Source organism: Pseudomonas sp. TE12508, from assembly GCF_056279485.1.
Window position 1 is genome coordinate 183,457 of the sequence record NZ_JBWCCN010000006.1, and the last position, 21,765, is coordinate 205,221.

Genomic DNA, 21,765 nt, shown 5'->3' on the forward strand with positions numbered 1-21,765 from the left:
AAGCAAGCGATGATCGGTATCAGCTTTACGCAAAAGACCCTGGCGGCGCGCAAGCGTATCGCCCTGGTTGCCCACGACCACTGCAAGGTATTTTTGCTGGACTGGGCCGAGCGGCAAAAAAACAAACTCGCGCAACATGAACTGGTCGCCACCGGCACGACGGGGTTGTTGTTGCAACAACGCCTCGATCTGCCGGTGGAAAGCATGATCAGCGGTCCGCTGGGCGGCGATCAGCAACTCGGCGCGCGAATCGCCGAGCAGCGGGTCGACATGCTGGTGTTCTTCTGGGACCCGTTCGAACCGCAACCCCACGACCCGGACATCAAGGCCCTGCTGCGGGTCGCGGCGGTGTGGAACATCCCGGTGGCCTGCAACGAATGCAGCGCCGATTACCTGCTCAGCAGTCCGTTGATGGATCAGGCTCACGAACACCGCATCCCGGATTACGCGACCTATTTGCTGGGGCGCGGGTAAAGCACCCGGAATCACTCTCGATACCCTCCTGACACAAATCCCCTGTGGGAGCGAGCCTGCTCGCGATGACGGATGACATTCACCATGGATGTCGACTGAAAGACCGCTATCGCGAGCAGGCTCGCTCCCACAGGATTTCATCCGACCCGCCAGTTTTTTGATCTATGCTCGGGCTCTCGCTCCGGAGGGCCTTCGATGACTGATTTACTAACGTCCATTCAAGCCGCACTCGGCTTGCCCCACACACCCATCTCGTTCACCTCGAGCGGCGCCCTGCCCTCGGCATTTGCTGTCACCGACCTTGCCTGCGCAAGCATTGCCGCCGCCGGTCAGGCTGTCAGTGAATGGCTGCAACAACACACCGGCCGTTTGCCTACTCTTGACGTCGACCGGCGCCTGGCGTCGTTCTGGTTCGCAACGTCGATCCGCCCCGTGGGCTGGAGCGTTCCACCGTTGTGGGATCCGGTCGCCGGCGACTATGCGACCAAGGACGGCTGGATCCGCCTGCATACCAACGCACCTCATCATCGTGCCGCCGCTGAAAGCGTCCTCGGCGCCTGTGCCGACCGCGCCGCGATGGCGAGCAAGGTAGCTCAATGGGCCAAAAGCGATCTGGAACAGGCCGTAGTCGATGCCGGTGGTTGTGCGGCCGAAATGCGCAGCTGGGCGCAATGGCAAGCGCATCCCCAAGGTGTAGCGGTGAACGCCGAGCCGTTGATTCAGTTCAGCGCCGACAGCGGCGAAAATGCAAAGCCGTGGCGGGGTTCGGTGGCGCAACCGCTGGCGGGCATCAAGGTGCTGGATTTGACCCGCGTGTTGGCCGGCCCCATCGCCAGTCGTTTTCTCGCCGGTCTCGGCGCCGATGTATTGCGCATCGACCCACCAACCTGGAACGAACCGGGCGTAGTGCCGGAAGTCACTTTGGGCAAACGTTGTGCGCGCCTGGATCTGCACGACAAGACTGATCGTGTGGTGTTCGAAAGCCTGCTCAAGGACGCCGATATCTTGCTCCACGGCTACCGCGCCGATGCACTGGAAAAGTTGGGCTACGGCGTCGCCGTGCGGCAAAAACTGGCGCCGGGCCTGACTGATGTGTGCCTCAACGCCTACGGTTGGAGCGGCCCTTGGCAAAACCGTCGAGGGTTCGACAGTCTGGTACAGATGAGCAGCGGGATTGCCGAAGCGGGTATGCAGTGGAAGAAAGCGAACCAGCCCACACCGCTGCCGGTGCAGGCGCTTGATCACGCCACCGGGTATTTGATGGCTGCGGCGGCGATCACGTTATTGGGACGTGGCGGGTCGGCCAGGTTGTCGTTGGCGCGGACCGCCAAGTTGCTGATTGAACATGGCGCGGGGACCGATGAGGCATTACGGGCGGAGGATCAAAGCGATCAAGGGATGTTGGTTGAACAGACGCCTTGGGGGCCGGCGCATCGGCTTCATGTACCGCTGAAAATCACCGGGACACCGCTACAGTGGGCGCTGCCAGCCGGGGAATTGGGTTCCCATCGCGCGCAGTGGTGGTGACTCTCCGGGCCCCTTCGCGAGCAAGCCCGCTCCCACAGTCGACCGAGTTTCCTTGGAGGAATGCAATCAAATGTGGGAGCGGGCTTGCTCGCGAAAGGGCCCGTAGGTTCACTACACATCTCAGCTCAATCCCGTCGGCTAAGCGATGTCCAAAGCACCTGCGCCGCATACCCTCGAAAGGGCCGCCAAGCCTCGGCCCTCACCCACAACTCCCGAGCCGTCACCGACCCACCTTCCAGCGCCACCAGCGAGTTGATCAACCCCACATCCCCACTCGGAAATGCATCCATCTCCCGCATCTGCCGCAAGGCAATGTATTGCGCCGTCCAGTCACCAATCCCGTGCAACGCCAGTAACCGCGCCACACCACCTGGCCGTTCCGGTTCAAACAACCGGGGATCATCCAGCAACGCCTGAGCCACGCCAGACAAGGTCCGACCGCGACTTTTCGGCATTCCCAACATTGCCAGATCCGCCGCTGCCAACGTGGCAGCATCAGGAAACACATGACTCAACCCCGGCCTCGGCGACTGCAATGGCTGTCCATATTGCACCACCAGTTTCCCCGCCAACCTGATCGCCGCGACCACGCTGATCTGCTGCCCCAACACCGCACGAATGGCCAACTCCAGCCCATCCCAAGCCCCGGGCACTCGCAGCCCCGGACGCGCGGCAATCAAGCGCGCGATCAACGGATCGACCGCCAGTTGTCGATGAATGGCTGGCAAATTCGCATCCAGATCAAACATCCGCCGCAGCCGCGCGACAATCTCCGGTACGGCCGCTGAATCAGGAAAATCCAGCGTCACTTCCAGCACATCGCCCGCCCCTGGCCTGACCGAAATCACACCGTGAACACCGTTCAATGCAATGCTGCGCGAGTACACCCCATCGACCACGGTTTCCATCCCGACCACCGCCCGCGCCGACAAGAAATCCAGCATCGCCGACCAGTCATAAGGCGGTTGATATGCCAGCAACAACCTCACAACGACAACAATCCGCTGTACAACCCATAGGCCGCCAACCCCGCCCCGGCAACCACACAGCTGAAAATGCCTTTCTCCATCAACGTAAACAGCGGTTTGCCCTGCTCCCGCTTGGCCTGGGCAAACAAAATCACCCCCGGGGCATACAACAACGCCGAGAGCAGCAGGTATTTCACGCCACCGGCATACAACAACCAAACCGCATAACACAGGGCAATGCCACCGATCAGCAAGTCTTTCGTGCGCTCGGCCGAAGCATGCTCATAGGTTTCCCCTCGTCCGCTCAACAACACCGCATACGCCGCCGACCACAGATACGGCACCAGAATCATCGATGAGGCGAGGTAGATCAGGCTGGTGTAAGTACCGGCGGAAAACAGCGTGATCAGCAGAAAAATCTGGATCATCACGTTGGTCAGCCACAGTGCGTTGACCGGCACATGGTTGGCGTTCTCTTTTTTCAGGAAGGCTGGCATCGTCTTGTCTTTAGCGGTGGCGAAAAGGATTTCGGCGCACAGCAGCGCCCAGGACAGCAACGCTCCCAATAGCGAAATAGCCAAGCCGATGCTGATCAACAGCGCGCCCCAAGGGCCGACGATATGCTCCAGCACTGCCGCCAGCGACGGGTTCTGCAAGGTGGCCAATTCCGGTTGGCTCATGATGCCGAGCGACAACAGGTTCACCAGCACCAGCAGCGCCAACACACCGATAAAACCGATGACCGTCGCCCGGCCTACGTCCGAACGTTTCTGCGCCCTCGCCGAATACACGCTGGCGCCTTCGATGCCGATGAAGACGAACACGGTGACCAGCATCATGTTGCGCACCTGATCCATCACGCCGCCGAAATTCGGGTTGCTGCGCCCCCAGATGTCTCGGGTGAAGATGTCTGCCTTGAAGGCCACAGCGGCAATGACGATGAACATGATCAGCGGCACGATCTTGGCCACCGTGGTCAGTTGATTGATGAACGCCGCTTCCTTGATTCCGCGCAGCACCAGAAAATGCACCGCCCACAGCAGCACCGACGCGCAGCCGATGGCGATGGGCGTGTTGCCTTGGCCAAAGGCCGGGAAGAAATAACCGAGGGTGCTGAACAGCAAGACGAAATAACCGACGTTGCCCAGCCAGGCACTGATCCAGTATCCCCAGGCCGACGAGAAACCCATGTAATCGCCGAAACCTGCCTTGGCGTAGGCGTACACCCCGGAGTCCAGTTCCGGCTTGCGATTGGCCAGGGTCTGAAAGACGAAAGCCAGGGTCAGCATGCCAACAGCAGTAATCGCCCAACCAATCAATATCGCCCCGGCATCGGCACGCGCCGCCATGTTTTGCGGTAAGGAAAAAATCCCACCACCAATCATCGATCCCACCACCAAAGCGATCAGCGCACCCAGGCGAAGCTTTTGTGTCGGTTGCGACATTCGTGCATCTCCCTTTCCCCGCCGCGCTATGGTCTCAAGACCGTCACATAGTCGGTTTTTAACTAAATAGATAAAGCGTAATAACGTTTATCCATTAACGCCAATCTTGTTTTTATTTATAACTGATCACGCTATCGCAGCCATCCAGAAATAGCGGTTTTGTCGGTAGATCCTAATAAATCAATATCACTGCAAAATCAAATGACCAATACTTGCCAAAACAAAAAAACAAACTAGCGTCTACACTTCAACTGATACGCTTTATTTCTTTAACTTTTATACGAAGCCTCTGGAAAGGGCTTTTCGGGCATTAGACCTTATGCCTGCCAAAGACCCATAAGTCTTTAATTAACAATGGAATGTGACCATGCATTGATCTAAGTCAGATAATTGAACAGCAAACGAAATTAATCTGTTTTCTCTCTTCTCCTGCACTGGAGTCATGCAATGTCTGAATCCCCCGGAAAACTGAAACTCGGCGCCCTGGTTGCATTGGTTGTCGGCTCAATGATTGGCGGCGGGATCTTCTCTTTGCCCCAGAACATGGCCGCCAGTGCAGACGTCGGGGCCGTTCTTATCGGTTGGGCAATTACCGCTGTGGGCATGTTGACCCTGGCCTTCGTCTTCCAGACCCTCGCTAATCGAAAACCTGATCTGGACGGCGGTGTCTACGCCTACGCCAAAGCCGGTTTCGGCGACTACATGGGTTTCTCGTCCGCCTGGGGTTACTGGATCAGTGCCTGGCTGGGTAACGTTGGTTACTTCGTTCTGTTGTTCAGTACCCTCGGCTACTTCTTTCCCGTTTTTGGCGAGGGCAATACCGTTGCGGCTGTGATTGGTGCGTCGCTGCTGCTCTGGGGGGTGCATTTCCTGGTATTGCGCGGAATCAAGGAAGCAGCGTTCATCAACCTGGTGACCACCGTCGCCAAAATCGTGCCGCTGCTGCTGTTTGTCCTGATCGCGATTTTCGCCTTCAAGCTGGAGATCTTCACCGCCGACATCTGGGGTCTGAAAAACCCGGACCTGGGCAGCGTGATGAACCAGGTGCGCAAGATGATGCTGGTCACCGTCTGGGTGTTCATCGGCATCGAAGGCGCGAGCATCTTCTCGGCCCGTGCGGAAAAACGCAGCGACGTGGGTAAAGCCACCGTTATCGGTTTCATCACCGTGCTGCTGTTCCTGGTGCTGGTGAACGTGCTGTCGCTGGGGATCATGACCCAACCGGAATTGGCCAAACTGCAGAACCCGTCCATGGCCGCGGTGCTGGAGCATGTGGTCGGTCATTGGGGCGCGGTGCTGATCAGCGTCGGCCTGATCATCTCGTTGCTCGGTGCGCTGCTGTCGTGGGTGTTGCTGTGTGCGGAGATCATGTTCGCCGCCGCCAAGGACCACACCATGCCGGCCTTCCTGCGTAAGGAAAACGCCAACCATGTGCCGGTCAACGCGCTGTGGCTGACCAACGCCATGGTCCAGTTGTTCCTGATCATCACGCTGTTCTCGGCCAGCACTTACCTGTCGCTGATCTACCTCGCCACCTCAATGATTCTGGTGCCGTACCTGTGGTCGGCGGCGTACGCGCTGCTGTTGGCAGTGCGCGGCGAGAGTTATGAAAACGCTGCGGCCGAGCGCAGGAAAGACCTGCTCATCGGTGCCGTCGCGTTGATCTACGCGGTCTGGCTGATCTATGCCGGTGGCGTCAAATACCTGCTGCTCTCCGCCCTGCTCTATGCACCCGGCGCGATCCTGTTCGCCAAGGCCAAGCTTGAAGTCAACAAACCGGTTTTCACCAACGTCGAGAAGCTGATTTTCGCAGCGGTCGTCGTGGGCGCCCTGGTGGCGGCTTACGGGCTGTATGACGGCTTCCTGACCCTGTAACACCTGACCCATTTGTCATCTGGAGGATCACTGTAATGACCACCGAAAAAGTTAAGTACGGCGTCCATTCCGAAGCCGGCAAACTGCGTAAAGTCATGGTTTGCTCCCCCGGCCTGGCCCATCAGCGGCTGACCCCGAACAACTGTGACGAACTGCTTTTCGATGATGTGCTGTGGGTTGCCCAAGCCAAGCGTGACCATTTCGACTTTGTCACCAAAATGCGCGAGCGCAACGTCGAAGTGCTGGAAATGCACAACCTGCTGACCGACATCGTCGCCATTCCAGAAGCGCTGGACTGGATTCTGGAACGCAAGATCACCGCCAACTCGGTCGGCCTTGGGCTGGTCAACGAAACCGGTTCCTGGCTGCGTAGCCTGGAGCCGCGCAAGATCGCCGAGTTTCTGATTGGCGGTGTCTCGGCCGATGACCTGCCGGATAGCTTTGGTGGCAAGACCATCCAGATGTTCCGCGAATTTCTCGGTCACTCCAGCTTCATTCTGCCGCCGCTGCCCAACACCCAGTTCACCCGTGACACCACCTGCTGGATCTATGGCGGCGTGACGCTCAACCCGATGTACTGGCCGGCGCGCCGTCAGGAAACCCTGCTGACCACGGCAATCTACAAATTCCACCCGCAGTTCACCAACGCCGACTTCCAGATCTGGTACGGCGACCCGGATCAGGACCATGGCAGCGCCACCCTGGAGGGCGGCGACGTGATGCCGATCGGCAACGGCGTGGTGTTGATCGGCATGGGCGAGCGTTCGTCCCGCCAGGCCATCGGTCAATTGGCGGTCAATCTGTTCAAGAACAAAGCGGTCGAACGTGTGATTGTCGCCGGCCTGCCGAAGTCCCGCGCCGCGATGCACCTGGACACCGTGTTCAGCTTCTGCGACCGCGACCTTGTGACCATTTTCCCGGAAGTGGTGAGCCAGATCGTCGCCTTCAGCGTGCGCCCTGACGAAAGCAAACCGGGCGGCGTCGACATTCGCCGCGAAGACACCAGCTTCCTCGACACCGTGGCCAAGGCCCTCAACCTCAAAGCACTGCGCGTAGTGGAAACCGGCGGCAACAGCTTCGCCGCCGAACGCGAGCAATGGGACGACGGCAACAACGTGGTGGCCGTGGAACCCGGGGTGGTGATCGGTTACGACCGCAACACCTACACCAACACCCTGCTGCGCAAGGCCGGTGTGGAGGTCATCACCATCAGCGCCGGCGAACTCGGTCGCGGGCGTGGCGGCGGCCACTGCATGACCTGCCCGATCATTCGCGACCCTATCGACTATTAACTTTCAAACCCTGGCCGCCGCTTATCCAGCGCGGCCCGGGGGATAACCGATACCCAAGGAGATCCAATCATGGCTTTCAACATGCGCAACCGCAGCCTGCTGAGTTTGATGCACCACACCACTCGCGAGCTCAATTACCTGCTGGACCTGTCCCGTGACCTCAAACGCGCCAAGTACACCGGCACCGAGCGTCCGCACCTGCAAGGCAAGAACATCGCGCTGATCTTCGAAAAAACCTCGACCCGCACCCGTTGCGCCTTCGAAGTCGCGGCCCATGACCAAGGCGCCCACGTCACTTACATCGACCCGGTGTCGTCGCAGATCGGCCACAAGGAAAGCATGAAAGACACCGCCCGCGTGCTGGGGCGGATGTTCGACGCCATCGAGTACCGTGGCTTCGAACAGGAAATTGTCGAAGAACTGGCGAAGTTCGCCGGCGTGCCGGTGTTCAACGGCCTGACCGCTGAATTCCACCCGACGCAAATGATCGCCGACACCCTGACCATGCGTGAACACAGCGACAAACCGCTGCACGACATCAGTTACGCCTACCTCGGCGATGCCCGCTACAACATGGGCAATTCGCTGCTGATGATCGGCGCCAAACTCGGCATGGATGTGCGCATCGCCGCGCCGAAAGCGCTGTGGCCACATCAGGATTTCATCGATCAGTGCAAAGCCTTCGCCGAGGAAAGCGGCGCGCGCATCACCATCACCGAAGACCCGAAGGAAGCGGTCAAGGGCGTGGACTTCATCCACACCGACATCTGGGTGTCGATGGGCGAGCCGGTGGAGGCGTGGGACGAGCGCATCGAGCAACTGCTGCCCTACCAGGTCAACGCCGAGATGATGAAGGCTTCGGGCAACCCGCGGGTGAAATTCATGCACTGCCTGCCGGCGTTCCACAACAGCGAAACCAAGGTCGGCAAGGACATCGCCGCGCGCTATCCGCACCTGGCCAACGGCGTCGAAGTGACCGAAGACGTCTTCGAGTCGCCGGCCAACATCGCCTTCGAGCAAGCGGAAAACCGCATGCACACCATCAAGGCGATTCTGGTGTCGGCGCTGGCGGATATTTAAAGACTGACGCGGTGATCGTTCCTACGCTCTCCGCTGATCGTTCCCACGCTCTGCGTGGGAATGCATCCGGTGACGCTCCGCGTCACATGGGACGCAGAGCGTCCCGGGCGGCATTCCCACGGGGACCGTGGGAACGATCAGCGAGGGAACGATCATCGTGTTGTTCGCTCCCTCTCTGAAAGGACTGCATTATGCGTATCGTCGTTGCTCTGGGCGGTAACGCCCTGCTCCGCCGGGGTGAACCCATGACCGCGGACAACCAGCGCACCAACATCCGGATCGCTACCGAACAGATCGCCAAGGTCCATCCCGGCAACCAACTAGTGATCGCCCACGGCAATGGTCCGCAGGTGGGCCTGCTGTCGCTGCAAGCGGCGGCCTACACCCAGGTGTCCGCTTACCCGCTGGACGTGCTCGGTGCCGAAACCGAAGGCATGATCGGCTACATCATCGAACAGGAACTGGGCAACCTGCTGGACTTCGAAGTCCCGTTTGCCACCCTGCTGACCCAGGTCGAAGTCGACGCCAACGACCCGGCGTTCCAGGCCCCCAGCAAACCTATCGGCCCGGTCTATACCAAGGCCGAAGCAGAAAAACTCGCTGCCGAGAAAGGCTGGGCGATTGCGCCGGACGGCGACAAGTTCCGCCGCGTGGTGGCCAGCCCGAGACCGAAACGCATCTTCGAAATCCGCCCGATCAAGTGGCTGCTGGAAAAAGGCAGCATCGTGATCTGCGCGGGCGGTGGTGGCATCCCGACGATGTATGGCGCCAGCGGCAAACTGCAAGGCGTGGAAGCGGTGATCGACAAGGACCTGTGCTCGGCGCTGCTGGCCGAACAGCTTGAAAGCGATCTGTTGGTGATCGCCACCGACGTCAATGCGGCGTTCATCGACTTCGGCAAACCGACCCAGAAAGCCATCGCCCAGGCCCACCCCGATGAGATGGAAAAACTCGGCTTCGCCGCCGGCTCCATGGGACCGAAGGTCCAGGCGGCCTGCGAGTTCGCCCGCCATACTGGAAAAACCGCGGTGATCGGTTCACTCTCGGACATCGAAGCGATCGTCCAGGGCAAGGCCGGCACGCGTATCAGTACGGCGACACCTGGCATAACTTACTTGTAAGGAGAGACGTCAATGGCAACGTTTGAGCCCGGTCATCTGCACATCGAGCGCCACGCGCTGACCCCGGATGATGTCAACTACAACGTGCACCTCGACTATGAAGTCTCGCAGGATCCCAAGAAAGGCAAAGGGATTCTGTTCACCATGCACGGCAGCATGCAGGGAAAAGACATGACGGAGACCTTCTTTCTGCCCAAGGAGGAGGCTTACAACTTCGCCAACAACGTGACGAAAATCGCCGAGAAGTACGGAATCCCGAAGACACACAGCCAGATCGGCTCGGTTCACAAGCATTACGATTTAATGTTTGAAGACATCCGGAAGCAGCTGGATATGAAATCCGGCGACCCGGTAAACCTCGAGAACTTCGAATAACCCTGGATGAACGCTGAACCTGTGGGAGCGGGCTTGCTCGCGAAGGCGGAGTGTCAGTCGACTAAATGTTGCCTGCTATACCGCTTTCGCGAGCAAGCCCGCTCCCACATTGGTTCGGTGTAGCCCTGAAGTCCTGCGCAGGATTTCACCATTGGCCCGCCCCAAGGCATACTTGCCACCCTTCGCACTCCAGAACCCAACCGCCCCATGCGTATCCACGTCAGCTTCATCGACCGCGTCGGCATCACCCAGGAAGTCCTGGCCCTGCTCGGTGGGCGCAATCTCAATCTGGATGCGGTGGAAATGGTCCCGCCCAACGTCTACATCGACGCCCCGACCTTGAGCCCGGCAGTGCTCGAAGAGCTACGCGATGCGCTGTTCAGCGTACGTGGCGTGCAAGCGGTGACGGTGGTCGACATTCTTCCCGGCCAGCGCCGTCACTTGCAGCTCGATGCGTTGCTCGCCGCCATGACCGACCCGGTGTTGGCTCTGGACAGCGCTGGCAAGGTGCTGCTGGCCAACCCGGCGCTGATCGCCCTGTACGGCCGCGAACCGGCGGGTGAAAGCATCAGCGAGCTGTTTGCCGACCCGGCGCTGCTCGACACGTTGCTGGAAAACGGCTTCCGCCTGCCGCTGCGGGAGATCACCGTCAACGGTCAGACCCTGCTGCTGGACGCTACGCCGATCACCGACGCCGGCGCGCTGCTGACCCTGTACCAACCGAACCGCATCGGTGAACGCCTCTCGGCGCTGCACCACGACCATGCCGAAGGCTTCGACGCCCTGCTCGGCGAATCGCCGGCGATTCGTACACTCAAGACGCGCGCCCAACGGGTTGCGGCCCTCGATGCACCGTTGCTGATCCAGGGCGAGACCGGCACCGGTAAAGAACTGGTGGCCCGCGCCTGCCACGCCATCAGCGCCCGCCACGGTTCGCCGTTCCTGGCCTTGAACTGCGCGGCATTGCCAGAAAACCTCGCCGAAAGCGAACTGTTTGGCTATGCCCCCGGCGCCTTCACCGGCGCGCAACGGGGCGGCAAACCGGGGCTGATGGAACTGGCCAACCAGGGCACGGTATTTCTCGACGAGATCGGTGAAATGTCGCCGTATTTGCAGGCGAAACTGCTGCGCTTTCTCAACGACGGCAGCTTCCGACGGGTTGGTGGCGATCGCGAAGTGAAGGTCAATGTGCGGATCCTCAGCGCGACTCACCGCGATCTGGAAAAAATGGTCAGTGAAGGTACCTTCCGCGAAGACCTGTTTTATCGCCTCAACGTGCTGAATGTCGAAGTCCCGCCGTTGCGCGAACGGGGCCAGGACATTCTGCTGCTGGCGCGCTACTTCATGCAGCAGGCCTGCGCGCAGATCCAGCGCCCGGTCTGTCGCCTGGCGCCGGGCACTTATCCGGCGCTGCTAGACAATCGCTGGCCGGGGAACGTGCGGCAATTGCAGAACGTAATCTTCCGCGCCGCGGCGATTTGCGAAAGCAGCCTGGTGGACATCGGCGACCTCGACATCGCTGGCACCTCCGTGGCGCGCCAGAGCGACAGCGAGGTCGACAGCCTCGAACAGGCCATGGAAGAGTTCGAGAAAACCCTGCTGGAAAAGCTCTACGTCAGCTACCCCTCGACCCGCCAACTGGCCAGCCGCCTGCAAACCTCCCATACCGCGATCGCCCATCGGTTGCGTAAGTACGGCATACCCAACAAACCGTAAGGCTTGTGGCTGAACACAATCCCCTCAACACCACAAAACCCTGTGGGAGCGGGCTTGCCCGCGATGGCTATCTAACATTCGGCATAGAGGTTAAATGTAATGGCCCAATCGCGGGCAAGCCCGCTCCCACAGGTTCTGCGCTGCTTTTCAAAATCGTCTTCAAAAACGACCTCCATCTGTACTGAAAGCGCTACAGCGGAACGATATCGCTACACCCTCTCCTGATCGCCGCTGTGCAAGGCTTTGATCCACCTCAGCTTTTTTCTTCAGCCTGTGTTGTAGCGATTTCGCTACAGCAAGCCCTTCTCCCTCTTCCGCAAAAACAAATAACTTATTGATTTATAAAGAATAAATAACATTGGCCGCGTTTTTGCTTAGTAACCATCCATAAAGTACGGCATTGCCGAGCATTCAATCGCGTCCACCAGACGAGTCTGGCCCCCCTTAGGAGTTTCCATGAGCGAGTTGCGTTTTACTGAAGATCACGAATGGCTGCGCACCGAAGCTGACGGCACCGTCACAGTCGGCATCACCGCTTTCGCGCAGAACGCCCTGGGCGACGTGGTTTTCGTACAACTGCCTGAGCTGCAGTCCTACGACAAAGGCGCTGAAGCCGCCACCGTGGAATCGGTAAAAGCCGCCAGCGGCGTGTACATGCCACTCGACGGCGAAGTACTGGAAGTGAACCCGGCGCTCGACAGCAGCCCTGAACTGGTCAACGAAGATCCGCTGGGCGAAGGCTGGTTCTTCCGCTTCCAGCCAACCGACGCCTCAGCTGTCGGCCAATTGCTGGATCAAGACGCTTACGACCGTCTGATCAAAGCCAACGCTGAAGCCTGAGGAGCGCTGACATGACTCAAATTAATCTCGGCACTGCCAACGAATTCATCGCGCGCCACATCGGCCCGCGTGCCGGCGATGAGCAAGCCATGCTCAACAGCCTCGGCTTTGATTCCCTGGAAGCCCTGAGCGCCAGCGTCATTCCCGATAGCATCAAAGGCACCAGCGTCCTCGGCCTGGAAGACGGCCTGAGTGAAGCGGATGCCCTGGCGCTGATCAAATCCATCGCCGGCAAAAACCAACTGTTCAAGACCTACATCGGTCAGGGCTACTACGGCACTCACACGCCGTCGCCAATCCTGCGCAACCTGCTGGAAAACCCGGCCTGGTACACCGCTTACACCCCGTACCAACCAGAAATTTCCCAAGGTCGTCTCGAAGCGCTGCTGAACTTCCAGACCCTGATCAGCGACCTGACCGGCCTGCCGATCGCCAACGCCTCCCTGCTCGACGAAGCCACCGCTGCTGCCGAAGCCATGACCTTCTGCAAACGCCTGAGCAAGAATAAAGGCAGCCATGCGTTCTTCGCCTCGGTTCATTGCCACCCGCAGACCCTCGACGTGCTGCGCACCCGTGCCGAGCCGTTGGGCATCGACGTGGTGGTCGGCGACGAGCGCGAACTGAGCGACGTCAGCGCATTCTTCGGCGCTTTGCTGCAATACCCGGCCAGCAACGGTGACGTGTTCGACTACCGCGAACTGACCGAGCGCTTCCACGCGGCTAATGCGCTGGTCGCCGTCGCGGCTGACCTGCTGGCCCTGACCGTACTGACCCCGCCAGGCGAATTCGGCGCCGACGTGGCCATCGGCAGCGCGCAACGGTTTGGCGTGCCGTTGGGTTTCGGTGGTCCGCACGCGGCCTACTTCTCCACCCGCGATGCGTTCAAGCGCGACATGCCGGGCCGTCTGGTCGGCGTTTCCGTGGACCGTTTCGGCAAGCCGGCCCTGCGCCTGGCCATGCAGACCCGCGAGCAACATATCCGCCGCGAGAAAGCCACCAGCAACATCTGCACCGCTCAAGTACTGCTGGCCAACATCGCCAGCATGTACGCCGTGTACCACGGCCCGAAAGGCCTGACGCAGATCGCCCAGCGCATTCATCACCTGACCGCGATCCTCGCCAAAGGCTTGAGCGCATTGGGTCTGACCGTCGAGCAAGCCAACTTCTTCGATACGCTGACAATTAAAACCGGCGTTAACACCGCCAAGCTGCACGACCAGGCGCGTGCTCAGCAGATCAACCTGCGCGTCGTCGATGCTGAACGTCTGGGCCTGTCGCTGGACGAAACCACGTCGCAAGCTGACGTTGAAACCCTGTGGAGCGTGCTGGCCAACGGCAAGGCGCTGCCAGATTTCGCCGCCCTCGCCGCCTCGGTGGTCAGCACCCTCCCGGCCGCGCTGGTTCGCCAGTCGCCGATCCTCAGCCATCCGGTGTTCAACCGTTACCACTCGGAAACCGAGCTGATGCGCTACCTGCGCAAGCTCGCCGACAAGGACCTGGCCCTGGATCGCACCATGATCCCGCTGGGTTCCTGCACCATGAAACTCAACGCCGCCAGCGAAATGATCCCGGTGACCTGGGCTGAATTCGGTGCCCTGCACCCGTTCGCCCCGGCCGAGCAAAGCGCCGGCTACCAGCAGTTGACCGATGAACTGGAAGCGATGCTCTGCGCCGCCACCGGTTACGACTCGATCTCCCTGCAACCGAACGCCGGTTCCCAGGGTGAATACGCAGGTCTCTTGGCGATTCGTGCGTACCACCAGAGCCGTGGCGAAGACCGTCGCGACATCTGCCTGATCCCGTCGTCCGCCCACGGCACCAACCCGGCCACCGCCAACATGGCCGGCATGCGCGTGGTCGTGACCGCCTGCGATGCCCGCGGCAACGTCGACATCGAAGACCTGCGCGCCAAGGCCATCGAGCACCGCGAACACCTCGCCGCGCTGATGATCACCTACCCGTCGACCCACGGTGTGTTCGAAGAAGGCATCCGCGAAATCTGCGGCATCATTCACGACAACGGCGGCCAGGTGTACATCGACGGCGCCAACATGAACGCCATGGTCGGCCTCTGCGCACCGGGCAAGTTCGGCGGCGACGTGTCCCACCTGAACCTGCACAAAACCTTCTGCATCCCACACGGCGGTGGCGGCCCGGGCGTCGGCCCGATTGGCGTCAAGTCGCACCTGACGCCGTTCCTGCCGGGCCACGCCCAGATGGAACGCAAGGAAGGCGCGGTCTGCGCGGCACCGTTCGGCAGCGCGAGCATTCTGCCGATCACTTGGATGTACATTCGAATGATGGGTGGTGCGGGTCTCAAGCGTGCTTCGCAACTGGCAATCCTGAATGCCAACTACATTTCCCGTCGCCTCGAAGAGCATTACCCAGTGTTGTACACCGGCAGCAATGGTCTGGTGGCGCACGAATGCATCCTCGACCTGCGTCCGTTGAAAGACAGCAGCGGCATCAGTGTCGATGACGTCGCCAAGCGCCTGATCGACTTCGGCTTCCACGCCCCGACCATGTCGTTCCCGGTGGCCGGCACGTTGATGATCGAGCCGACCGAAAGCGAATCCAAGGAAGAACTGGACCGCTTCTGCGACGCCATGATCCGCATCCGCGAAGAAATCCGCGCGGTGGAAAACGGCACGCTGGACAAGGACGACAACCCACTGAAAAACGCGCCACACACCGCCGCAGAAATCGTCGGCGAGTGGACTCACCCGTACAGCCGCGAGCAAGCGGTGTACCCGGTTGCGTCGCTGATCGAAGGCAAGTACTGGCCACCGGTCGGTCGCGTCGACAACGTCTTCGGCGATCGCAACCTGGTCTGCGCCTGCCCGTCGATCGAAAGCTACGCTTAAACCAATGGGGGGCGGGTTCACTCGCCCCCGATTTCAAGAACACCACAAAAACCTGTGGGAGCTGGCCTGCCAGCGATAGCGGTGCATCAGTCGACATTTCCGTTGCCTGACACCCTGCAATCGCTGGCAGGCCAGCTCCCACAGGATCGTGCCTGGCCTGACATTTCGCCAATTCCCATAACAAGAAAACCGGAGAACAACCATGTCGTTAAGCGTGTTCGACCTGTTCAAGATTGGCATCGGCCCCTCCAGTTCCCACACCGTCGGCCCGATGCGTGCCGCTGCGCGTTTCGCCGAAGGTCTGCGCCGTGAAGGGCTGCTGGCCGCAACCACCTGCGTCAAAGTCGAGCTCTACGGCTCGCTCGGCGCCACCGGCAAAGGCCACGGCAGCGACAAGGCTGTGTTGCTGGGCCTGGAAGGCGAACACCCGGATACCGTAGACACCGAAACCGTCGCCGCTCGCCTGCAAGAGATTCGCGGCAATGGTCGCTTGAACCTGCTCGGCGAACACAGCATTGCGTTCAACGAGAAAGAACACCTGGCGATGATCCGCAAACCGTTGGCCTATCACCCCAACGGCATGATCTTTCGCGCATTCGATGCCGCTGGCCTGCAAATCCGCAGCCGCGAGTACTACTCGGTTGGTGGCGGGTTCGTGGTCGATGAAGACGCTGCCGGTGCCGACCGCATTGTCGAAGACGCCACGCCGCTGACCTTCCCGTTCAAAAGCGCCAAGGACCTGCTCGGTCATTGCACCACCTACGGTTTGTCCATCAGCCAAGTGATGCTGACCAATGAAAGTGCCTGGCGTCCGGAAGCGGAAACCCGTGCCGGTTTGCTGAAGATCTGGCAAGTGATGCAAGACTGCGTCGCCGCGGGTTGTCGCAACGAAGGCATTTTGCCCGGTGGGCTGAAGGTCAAACGCCGGGCTGCAGCGCTGCATCGGCAACTGTGCAACAACCCGGAATCGTCACTGCGCGATCCGCTGTCGGTGCTCGACTGGGTCAATCTGTACGCCTTGGCGGTCAACGAAGAAAACGCCAACGGCGGACGCGTGGTCACCGCGCCCACCAATGGTGCAGCCGGAATCATCCCGGCGGTGTTGCATTACTACATGCGCTTCATCCCCGGTGCCAACGAAGACGGCGTCGTACGCTTTCTGCTGACGGCCGCCGCGATCGGCATTCTGTACAAGGAAAACGCCTCTATCTCCGGCGCCGAAGTCGGCTGTCAGGGCGAGGTTGGCGTCGCCTGTTCCATGGCCGCCGGCGCCTTGTGTGAAGTGCTGGGCGGCACGGTGCAGCAGGTGGAAAACGCCGCCGAAATCGGCATGGAACACAACCTCGGCCTGACCTGCGACCCGATTGGCGGATTGGTGCAAGTACCTTGCATCGAGCGCAATGCCATGGGCTCGGTCAAGGCCATCAATGCGGTGCGCATGGCCTTGCGCGGCGACGGTCAGCACTTCGTCTCCCTCGACAAAGTCATCCGCACCATGCGCCAGACCGGCGCCGATATGAAAAGCAAATACAAGGAAACCGCCCGTGGCGGTTTGGCGGTCAACATTATCGAGTGCTGATGCGCGCATCTGCACTATTTTCAGGAGCTGGATATGTCCACCGAACAACTGTTGAAAACCCCGTTGCACGCACTGCACCTCGAACTCGGCGCCCGCATGGTGCCGTTTGCCGGCTACGATATGCCGGTGCAATACCCGCTGGGCGTAATGAAAGAACACCAGCACACCCGTGATCAGGCCGGGTTGTTCGATGTTTCGCACATGGGCCAGATCCGCCTGACCGGCGCCAACGCTGCCAAGGCCCTGGAAACGCTGGTGCCGGTGGACATCATCGATTTGCCGGTGGGCATGCAGCGCTACGCGATGTTCACCAACGAGACCGGCGGCATCCTCGACGACCTGATGGTCGCCAACCTCGGTAATGACGAACTTTTCCTGGTGGTCAACGCGGCCTGCAAGGATCAGGATCTGGCGCACCTGCGCAAGCACATCGGCGACCAGTGCACGATCGAACCACTGTTCGAAGAGCGCGCGTTGCTGGCGTTGCAAGGCCCGGCCGCCGTCACCGTGCTCGCACGCCTGGCACCTGAAGTTGCGAAGATGACCTTCATGCAGCTCGCCCGCGTGAAGCTGTTGGGCGTGGACTGCTTTGTCAGCCGCTCGGGCTACACCGGTGAAGACGGTTTCGAAATCTCCGTACCAGCCGCCAATGCCGAAGCCCTGGCTCGCGCCCTGCTGGCCGAACCGGAAGTGGCGGCCATCGGCCTCGGCGCTCGCGACTCCCTGCGCCTGGAAGCCGGTCTGTGCCTCTACGGTCACGACATGAACACCGAAACCACCCCAATCGAAGCCAGCCTGCTGTGGGCCATCTCCAAGCCTCGTCGTGCCGATGGCGCGCGGGCCGGTGGCTTCCCCGGCGCTGAACCCGTGTTCGCCCAACAGCAAACCGGTGTCAGCCGCAAACGCGTTGGCCTGCTGCCACAGGAACGTACGCCAGTGCGCGAAGGTGCAGAGATCGTCAACGAAGCCGGCGAAATCATCGGCAGCGTGTGCAGCGGTGGCTTCGGTCCGACCCTCGGCGGTCCTTTGGCCATGGGTTACCTCGACAGCGCTTATATCGCTTTGGATACGCCGGTTTGGGCAATTGTTCGTGGGAAAAAGGTGCCTTTGCTTGTAAGCAAAATGCCATTTGTTCCACAACGCTACTATCGTGGTTGATCGACCGTTTCTATAAGTAACGCGGCTGCGTTAACAGTGCACTAATCTGTAACGCAGGCGCCATAAAACAGTGCGAACGTTTCGTTTATGAACGTTACTTATAACGATCGAAAACAACTGAACAACTCCATCGAATAAGCCTGCGCTAGTGCCACCAACCCGAGGAAATACGGGCCTTCGCAGGGCTTGTTTTTTCTCCCGTAGTTGGCGTAGAGTTTGTTCACTGTGTTTGCATGGGTCGCTTGGAATCGTGACCTGGGCAGTAGCCTACAAGTTAGCTACATCCCGTTCGACGTCTTCTTACTCTCCTGCAACCAGCCCCAGTACTCTTTCACCAGAAGGAGACTGTCATTCATTTTTTTGCGTCAAAGGAAATAAGAAATGTCCCAACGTCAGAGCGGTACCGTCAAGTGGTTTAACGACGAGAAAGGTTTTGGTTTTATCACTCCAGAAAGCGGTCCGGATCTGTTCGTACATTTCCGCGCTATTCAGGGCAACGGCTTCAAGAGCCTGAAAGAAGGCCAGAAAGTGACTTTCGTTGCTGTGCAAGGCCAGAAAGGCATGCAGGCTGACGAAGTACAAGCAGAAGCCTGATCTTCTGTAGCGAAAAAGCCCCTGATACTGATATCAGGGGCTTTTTTGTGCGCGTAAATCCGTAAAATGGCTTCTTTTTCCGTTCAGAGGCTGCCATGTCGAAACACCTGCTATATCCACAGGGCGACTTCCCCGCCGTCGGCCTGGGTCGTCGCCTGGCAGCGATGTTCTACGACTTCCTGTTATGCACCGCGCTGCTGATCGTCACCAGCGGCATTTACAAGATGATTCAGATGGCGATCATCGGCGAAGGCCAAATGCGCGCCTTGACCGACGCCGGCGCGCTGGACGGTGATCCGCTGCTATCAACGGTGCTGTTGTTCGTGCTGTTCGGTTTCTTCGCCAAGTTCTGGATCTGGTCGGGGCAGACACTGGGCATGCAGGTGTGGGGCATCCGCGTGCAAAACGCCGACGGCTCATCCATCAGCCTGTGGCAGGCACTGCTGCGCTTTGTGGTATCGATCGCATCCTGGCTATGCCTTGGGCTTGGGTTCTTCTGGTCGCTGTTCGACAAGCAGAAACGCAGCTGGCATGACATCTACTCCAATACCCAGCTTGTGCGGATTCCGAAGAAGACCAAATAGCACTGGCAATGCAAATCACGGTGGCGAGGGAGCTTGCTCCCGCTGGGGTGCGAAGCGCCCCCAAATGCGGCTGCTGCGCGACCGAACGGGAGCAAGCTCCCTCGCCACAACAGCTCTCGCCACAGTAAGTATTAGGCGTTGCCGGCCAACTTCATCCGCGCCGCCTGCGTGAAATCAAGCATGCGCTTGAGCGGCCGAATCGCCTGCGGAATCAACGCCGGGTCGACGAAGATCTCGTTAGTCCCTTCCTTCAAGCTCTTCAGCATGCGCTCAAGCGTGTTCATCGCCATCCATGGGCAATGTGCGCAACTACGGCAGGCTGCGCCGTTACCGGCCGTTGGCGCTTCGATGAAGACCTTGTCCGGACACAGCTGCTGCATCTTGTAGAAGATGCCACGGTCGGTGGCGACGATCAGGGTCTTGTTCGGCAGACTTTGCGCCGCAGCGATCAGCTGACTGGTGGAACCCACCGCGTCGGCCAACTCGATTACGGCGGTAGGCGATTCCGGGTGCACCAGGATGGCCGCATCCGGGTACAGCGCCTTCATGTCTTCGAGCTGCTTGGCCTTGAACTCTTCATGGACGATGCAGGCACCGTCCCACAGCAGCATGTCGGCACCGGTCTTGCGCTGGATGTAAGTGCCCAGGTGCTTGTCTGGTGCCCAGATGATGGTTTCGCCGTTATCCATCAGGCTTTCGACGATTTCCAGCGCGCAGCTGGACGTCACCACCCAGTCCGCACGCGCCTTGACCGCCGCCGAGGTGTTGGCATACACCACCACCGTACGTTCCGGATGCTGATCGCAGAACGCCGAGAACTCGTCCACCGGGCAACCCAGGTCCAGCGAGCAGGTCGCTTCCAGGGTCGGCATCAGTACACGTTTTTCAGGGTTGAGGATTTTCGCGGTTTCGCCCATGAACTTCACGCCGGCGACTACCACAGTCTTGGCCGGGTGGGCATTGCCGAAGCGGGCCATCTCCAGAGAGTCGGAGACGCAACCACCGGTTTCTTCGGCCAGGGCCTGAATGACGGGATCGCAATAGAAGTGGGCAACCAGCACCGCGTCCTGAGCCTTGAGCTCGGCAGCGATGGCAGTACGGTAATAAGCCTCTTCCTCGGCCGTCAGCGGCTTGGGCTGCTTGGCGTCGAGGTGGGCTTGAACCAGAAGGCGTTCGGAAATCTGCGTCATGTTCGCAAGACCTGCAGGCGCTTTCGCGCGAAAGTCGAGTATACACCCGGCTCCGGACCCTTAAGGGTACCGCCGGGAGAGTGAGTATTCATCAGGCGTGGATAGCGTTGAAGCTGCGCAAGGCTACAGAATATCCCGTGGATGCAAAAGATGATTCTGACCTGCGTCACCCGGACTGAGTCGACCTAAAATCGCGGGCAAAAAAAAACCCGGAAATCCTCACTTACGTGGGCCTTCCAGATTTTTTAAAATGGTGGGTCGTGTGGGATTCGAACCTACGACCAATTGGTTAAAAGCCAACTGCTCTACCAACTGAGCTAACGACCCGCTGTGTGGTGGCGCGTATAATACTGATTTTTAAGGACTATTCAACACCTAATTTGAAATAAATCAAAAATAAGGTGTTGGGTCAGTCACACCGGCCGCCGCGAAGCCTTCTGCACGCAGGCGGCAGCTGTCGCATTTACCGCAGGCGCGGCCGTTATCGTCTGCCTGATAGCAGGAAACAGTCAGCCCGTAATCGACGCCAAGCTTCACGCCAGCCTGAACGATCTGCGCCTTGCTCAGATTCTGCAGTGGCGCCTGGATACGGAAGCCCTGCCCTTCTACCCCGGCCTTGGTCGCCAGGTTAGCCATGCGCTCGAAGGCTTCGATGAACTCGGGACGGCAATCCGGGTAACCGGAGTAATCCACCGCGTTAACGCCGATAAAGATGTCACGCGCGCCCAGCACTTCGGCCCAGCCCAGCGCCAGAGACAGAAACACGGTGTTGCGCGCCGGCACGTAAGTCACCGGGATACCTTCACCCGGTGTTTCCGGCACATCGATACTAGTGTCGGTCAACGCCGAGCCGCCGATGCCATTCAGGTTCAGGCCAATCACCTTGTGCTCGACCACACCCAAATCGCGGGCGACGCGTGCGGCGGCGTGCAATTCGGCGTGGGAACGTTGACCATAATCGAAGCTCATGGTGTAGCAGCGGTAGCCTTCAGCGCGGGCCATGGCCACGACTGTCGCGGAGTCGAGACCGCCGGACAGCAGGATGACCGCACGTTTTTCGACAGTGTTCAGTTGTTCAGTCAT

The 21,765-nt window shown here is 59.7% G+C and carries 18 protein-coding genes and 1 tRNA gene; 14 read left to right on the forward strand and 5 right to left on the reverse strand.

Annotated features, from left to right (window positions below; genetic code table 11):
* Positions 1 to 9: 9 nt before the first annotated feature.
* Together ACZ9IM_RS10370 and ACZ9IM_RS10375 are read left to right on the forward strand one after the other, a co-directional pair.
* Positions 10 to 474 carry a methylglyoxal synthase gene (locus ACZ9IM_RS10370; protein WP_123495468.1) on the forward strand — a complete coding sequence of 155 codons (465 nt, stop codon included), beginning with the start codon at positions 10 to 12 and terminating at the stop codon, positions 472 to 474.
* A 195-nt stretch (positions 475 to 669) separates the two neighbouring features.
* A complete protein-coding gene (locus ACZ9IM_RS10375; protein ID WP_476223837.1) occupies positions 670 to 2,001 on the forward strand; it encodes a CoA transferase in 1,332 nt (443 codons plus the stop codon).
* A gap of 125 nt (positions 2,002 to 2,126) precedes the next feature.
* Here the strand turns inward: ACZ9IM_RS10375 and ACZ9IM_RS10380 are convergent, their stop codons facing one another.
* Both ACZ9IM_RS10380 and arcD (ACZ9IM_RS10385) read right to left on the reverse strand, forming a co-directional pair.
* On the reverse strand, positions 2,127 to 2,990 hold the full coding sequence (locus tag ACZ9IM_RS10380; protein ID WP_476223838.1) for a DNA-3-methyladenine glycosylase family protein: 864 nt from the start codon (positions 2,988 to 2,990) through the stop codon (positions 2,127 to 2,129).
* Positions 2,987 to 4,414 (reverse strand): arginine-ornithine antiporter, encoded by a 1,428-nt coding sequence (arcD, locus tag ACZ9IM_RS10385; RefSeq protein WP_427622888.1) that lies wholly within the window; start codon positions 4,412 to 4,414, stop codon positions 2,987 to 2,989. The genes ACZ9IM_RS10380 and arcD (ACZ9IM_RS10385) overlap by 4 nt, the downstream gene beginning before the upstream one ends.
* 447 nt (positions 4,415 to 4,861) lie before the next feature.
* On the opposite strand from arcD (ACZ9IM_RS10385), the gene arcD (ACZ9IM_RS10390) reads away from it, so the two are divergent.
* From arcD (ACZ9IM_RS10390) to ACZ9IM_RS10445, 12 genes are all read left to right on the forward strand, one after another.
* Complete coding sequence (arcD, locus tag ACZ9IM_RS10390; RefSeq protein WP_476223839.1) at positions 4,862 to 6,289, forward strand: arginine-ornithine antiporter; 1,428 nt, start codon at positions 4,862 to 4,864, stop codon at positions 6,287 to 6,289.
* Positions 6,290 to 6,324: 35 nt separating this feature from the next.
* On the forward strand, positions 6,325 to 7,581 hold the full coding sequence (gene arcA / locus ACZ9IM_RS10395) for an arginine deiminase (protein WP_427622890.1): 1,257 nt from the start codon (positions 6,325 to 6,327) through the stop codon (positions 7,579 to 7,581).
* Positions 7,582 to 7,650: 69 nt separating this feature from the next.
* Entirely contained in the window at positions 7,651 to 8,661 is a 1,011-nt protein-coding gene (locus ACZ9IM_RS10400) for an ornithine carbamoyltransferase (protein ID WP_123495477.1), read from the forward strand.
* Positions 8,662 to 8,852: 191 nt separating this feature from the next.
* Positions 8,853 to 9,782: a carbamate kinase gene (gene arcC / locus ACZ9IM_RS10405; protein WP_063341308.1), complete on the forward strand. Its 930-nt coding sequence runs from the start codon at positions 8,853 to 8,855 to the stop codon at positions 9,780 to 9,782.
* A gap of 12 nt (positions 9,783 to 9,794) precedes the next feature.
* Positions 9,795 to 10,157: a DUF5064 family protein gene (locus ACZ9IM_RS10410; RefSeq protein ID WP_123495482.1), complete on the forward strand. Its 363-nt coding sequence runs from the start codon at positions 9,795 to 9,797 to the stop codon at positions 10,155 to 10,157.
* 207 nt (positions 10,158 to 10,364) lie between these two features.
* Positions 10,365 to 11,873: a sigma-54-dependent transcriptional regulator gene (locus ACZ9IM_RS10415; protein WP_476223840.1), complete on the forward strand. Its 1,509-nt coding sequence runs from the start codon at positions 10,365 to 10,367 to the stop codon at positions 11,871 to 11,873.
* Positions 11,874 to 12,329: 456 nt separating this feature from the next.
* Positions 12,330 to 12,713, forward strand: a complete 384-nt coding sequence (gene gcvH / locus ACZ9IM_RS10420) for a glycine cleavage system protein GcvH (RefSeq protein WP_008005432.1) — start codon at positions 12,330 to 12,332, stop codon at positions 12,711 to 12,713.
* Positions 12,714 to 12,724: 11 nt separating this feature from the next.
* On the forward strand, positions 12,725 to 15,577 hold the full coding sequence (gcvP, locus tag ACZ9IM_RS10425; protein ID WP_427622893.1) for an aminomethyl-transferring glycine dehydrogenase: 2,853 nt from the start codon (positions 12,725 to 12,727) through the stop codon (positions 15,575 to 15,577).
* A gap of 202 nt (positions 15,578 to 15,779) precedes the next feature.
* Positions 15,780 to 17,156: an L-serine ammonia-lyase gene (locus ACZ9IM_RS10430; RefSeq protein ID WP_008072921.1), complete on the forward strand. Its 1,377-nt coding sequence runs from the start codon at positions 15,780 to 15,782 to the stop codon at positions 17,154 to 17,156.
* A gap of 33 nt (positions 17,157 to 17,189) precedes the next feature.
* On the forward strand, positions 17,190 to 18,314 hold the full coding sequence (gene gcvT / locus ACZ9IM_RS10435) for a glycine cleavage system aminomethyltransferase GcvT (protein ID WP_476223841.1): 1,125 nt from the start codon (positions 17,190 to 17,192) through the stop codon (positions 18,312 to 18,314).
* 381 nt (positions 18,315 to 18,695) lie between these two features.
* A complete protein-coding gene (locus ACZ9IM_RS10440; protein ID WP_003175786.1) occupies positions 18,696 to 18,908 on the forward strand; it encodes a cold-shock protein in 213 nt (70 codons plus the stop codon).
* Positions 18,909 to 19,003: 95 nt separating this feature from the next.
* Complete coding sequence (locus ACZ9IM_RS10445; protein ID WP_008072918.1) at positions 19,004 to 19,492, forward strand: RDD family protein; 489 nt, start codon at positions 19,004 to 19,006, stop codon at positions 19,490 to 19,492.
* 131 nt (positions 19,493 to 19,623) lie between these two features.
* Here the strand turns inward: ACZ9IM_RS10445 and nadA are convergent, their stop codons facing one another.
* The 3 genes from nadA to queC all read right to left on the reverse strand — a co-directional run bounded on the left by nadA (position 19,624) and on the right by queC (position 21,765).
* On the reverse strand, positions 19,624 to 20,682 hold the full coding sequence (gene nadA / locus ACZ9IM_RS10450) for a quinolinate synthase NadA (RefSeq protein WP_427622895.1): 1,059 nt from the start codon (positions 20,680 to 20,682) through the stop codon (positions 19,624 to 19,626).
* A 251-nt stretch (positions 20,683 to 20,933) separates the two neighbouring features.
* A tRNA-Lys gene (locus ACZ9IM_RS10455) sits at positions 20,934 to 21,009 on the reverse strand.
* 63 nt (positions 21,010 to 21,072) lie between these two features.
* Positions 21,073 to 21,765, reverse strand: a complete 693-nt coding sequence (gene queC / locus ACZ9IM_RS10460; protein WP_476223842.1) for a 7-cyano-7-deazaguanine synthase QueC — start codon at positions 21,763 to 21,765, stop codon at positions 21,073 to 21,075.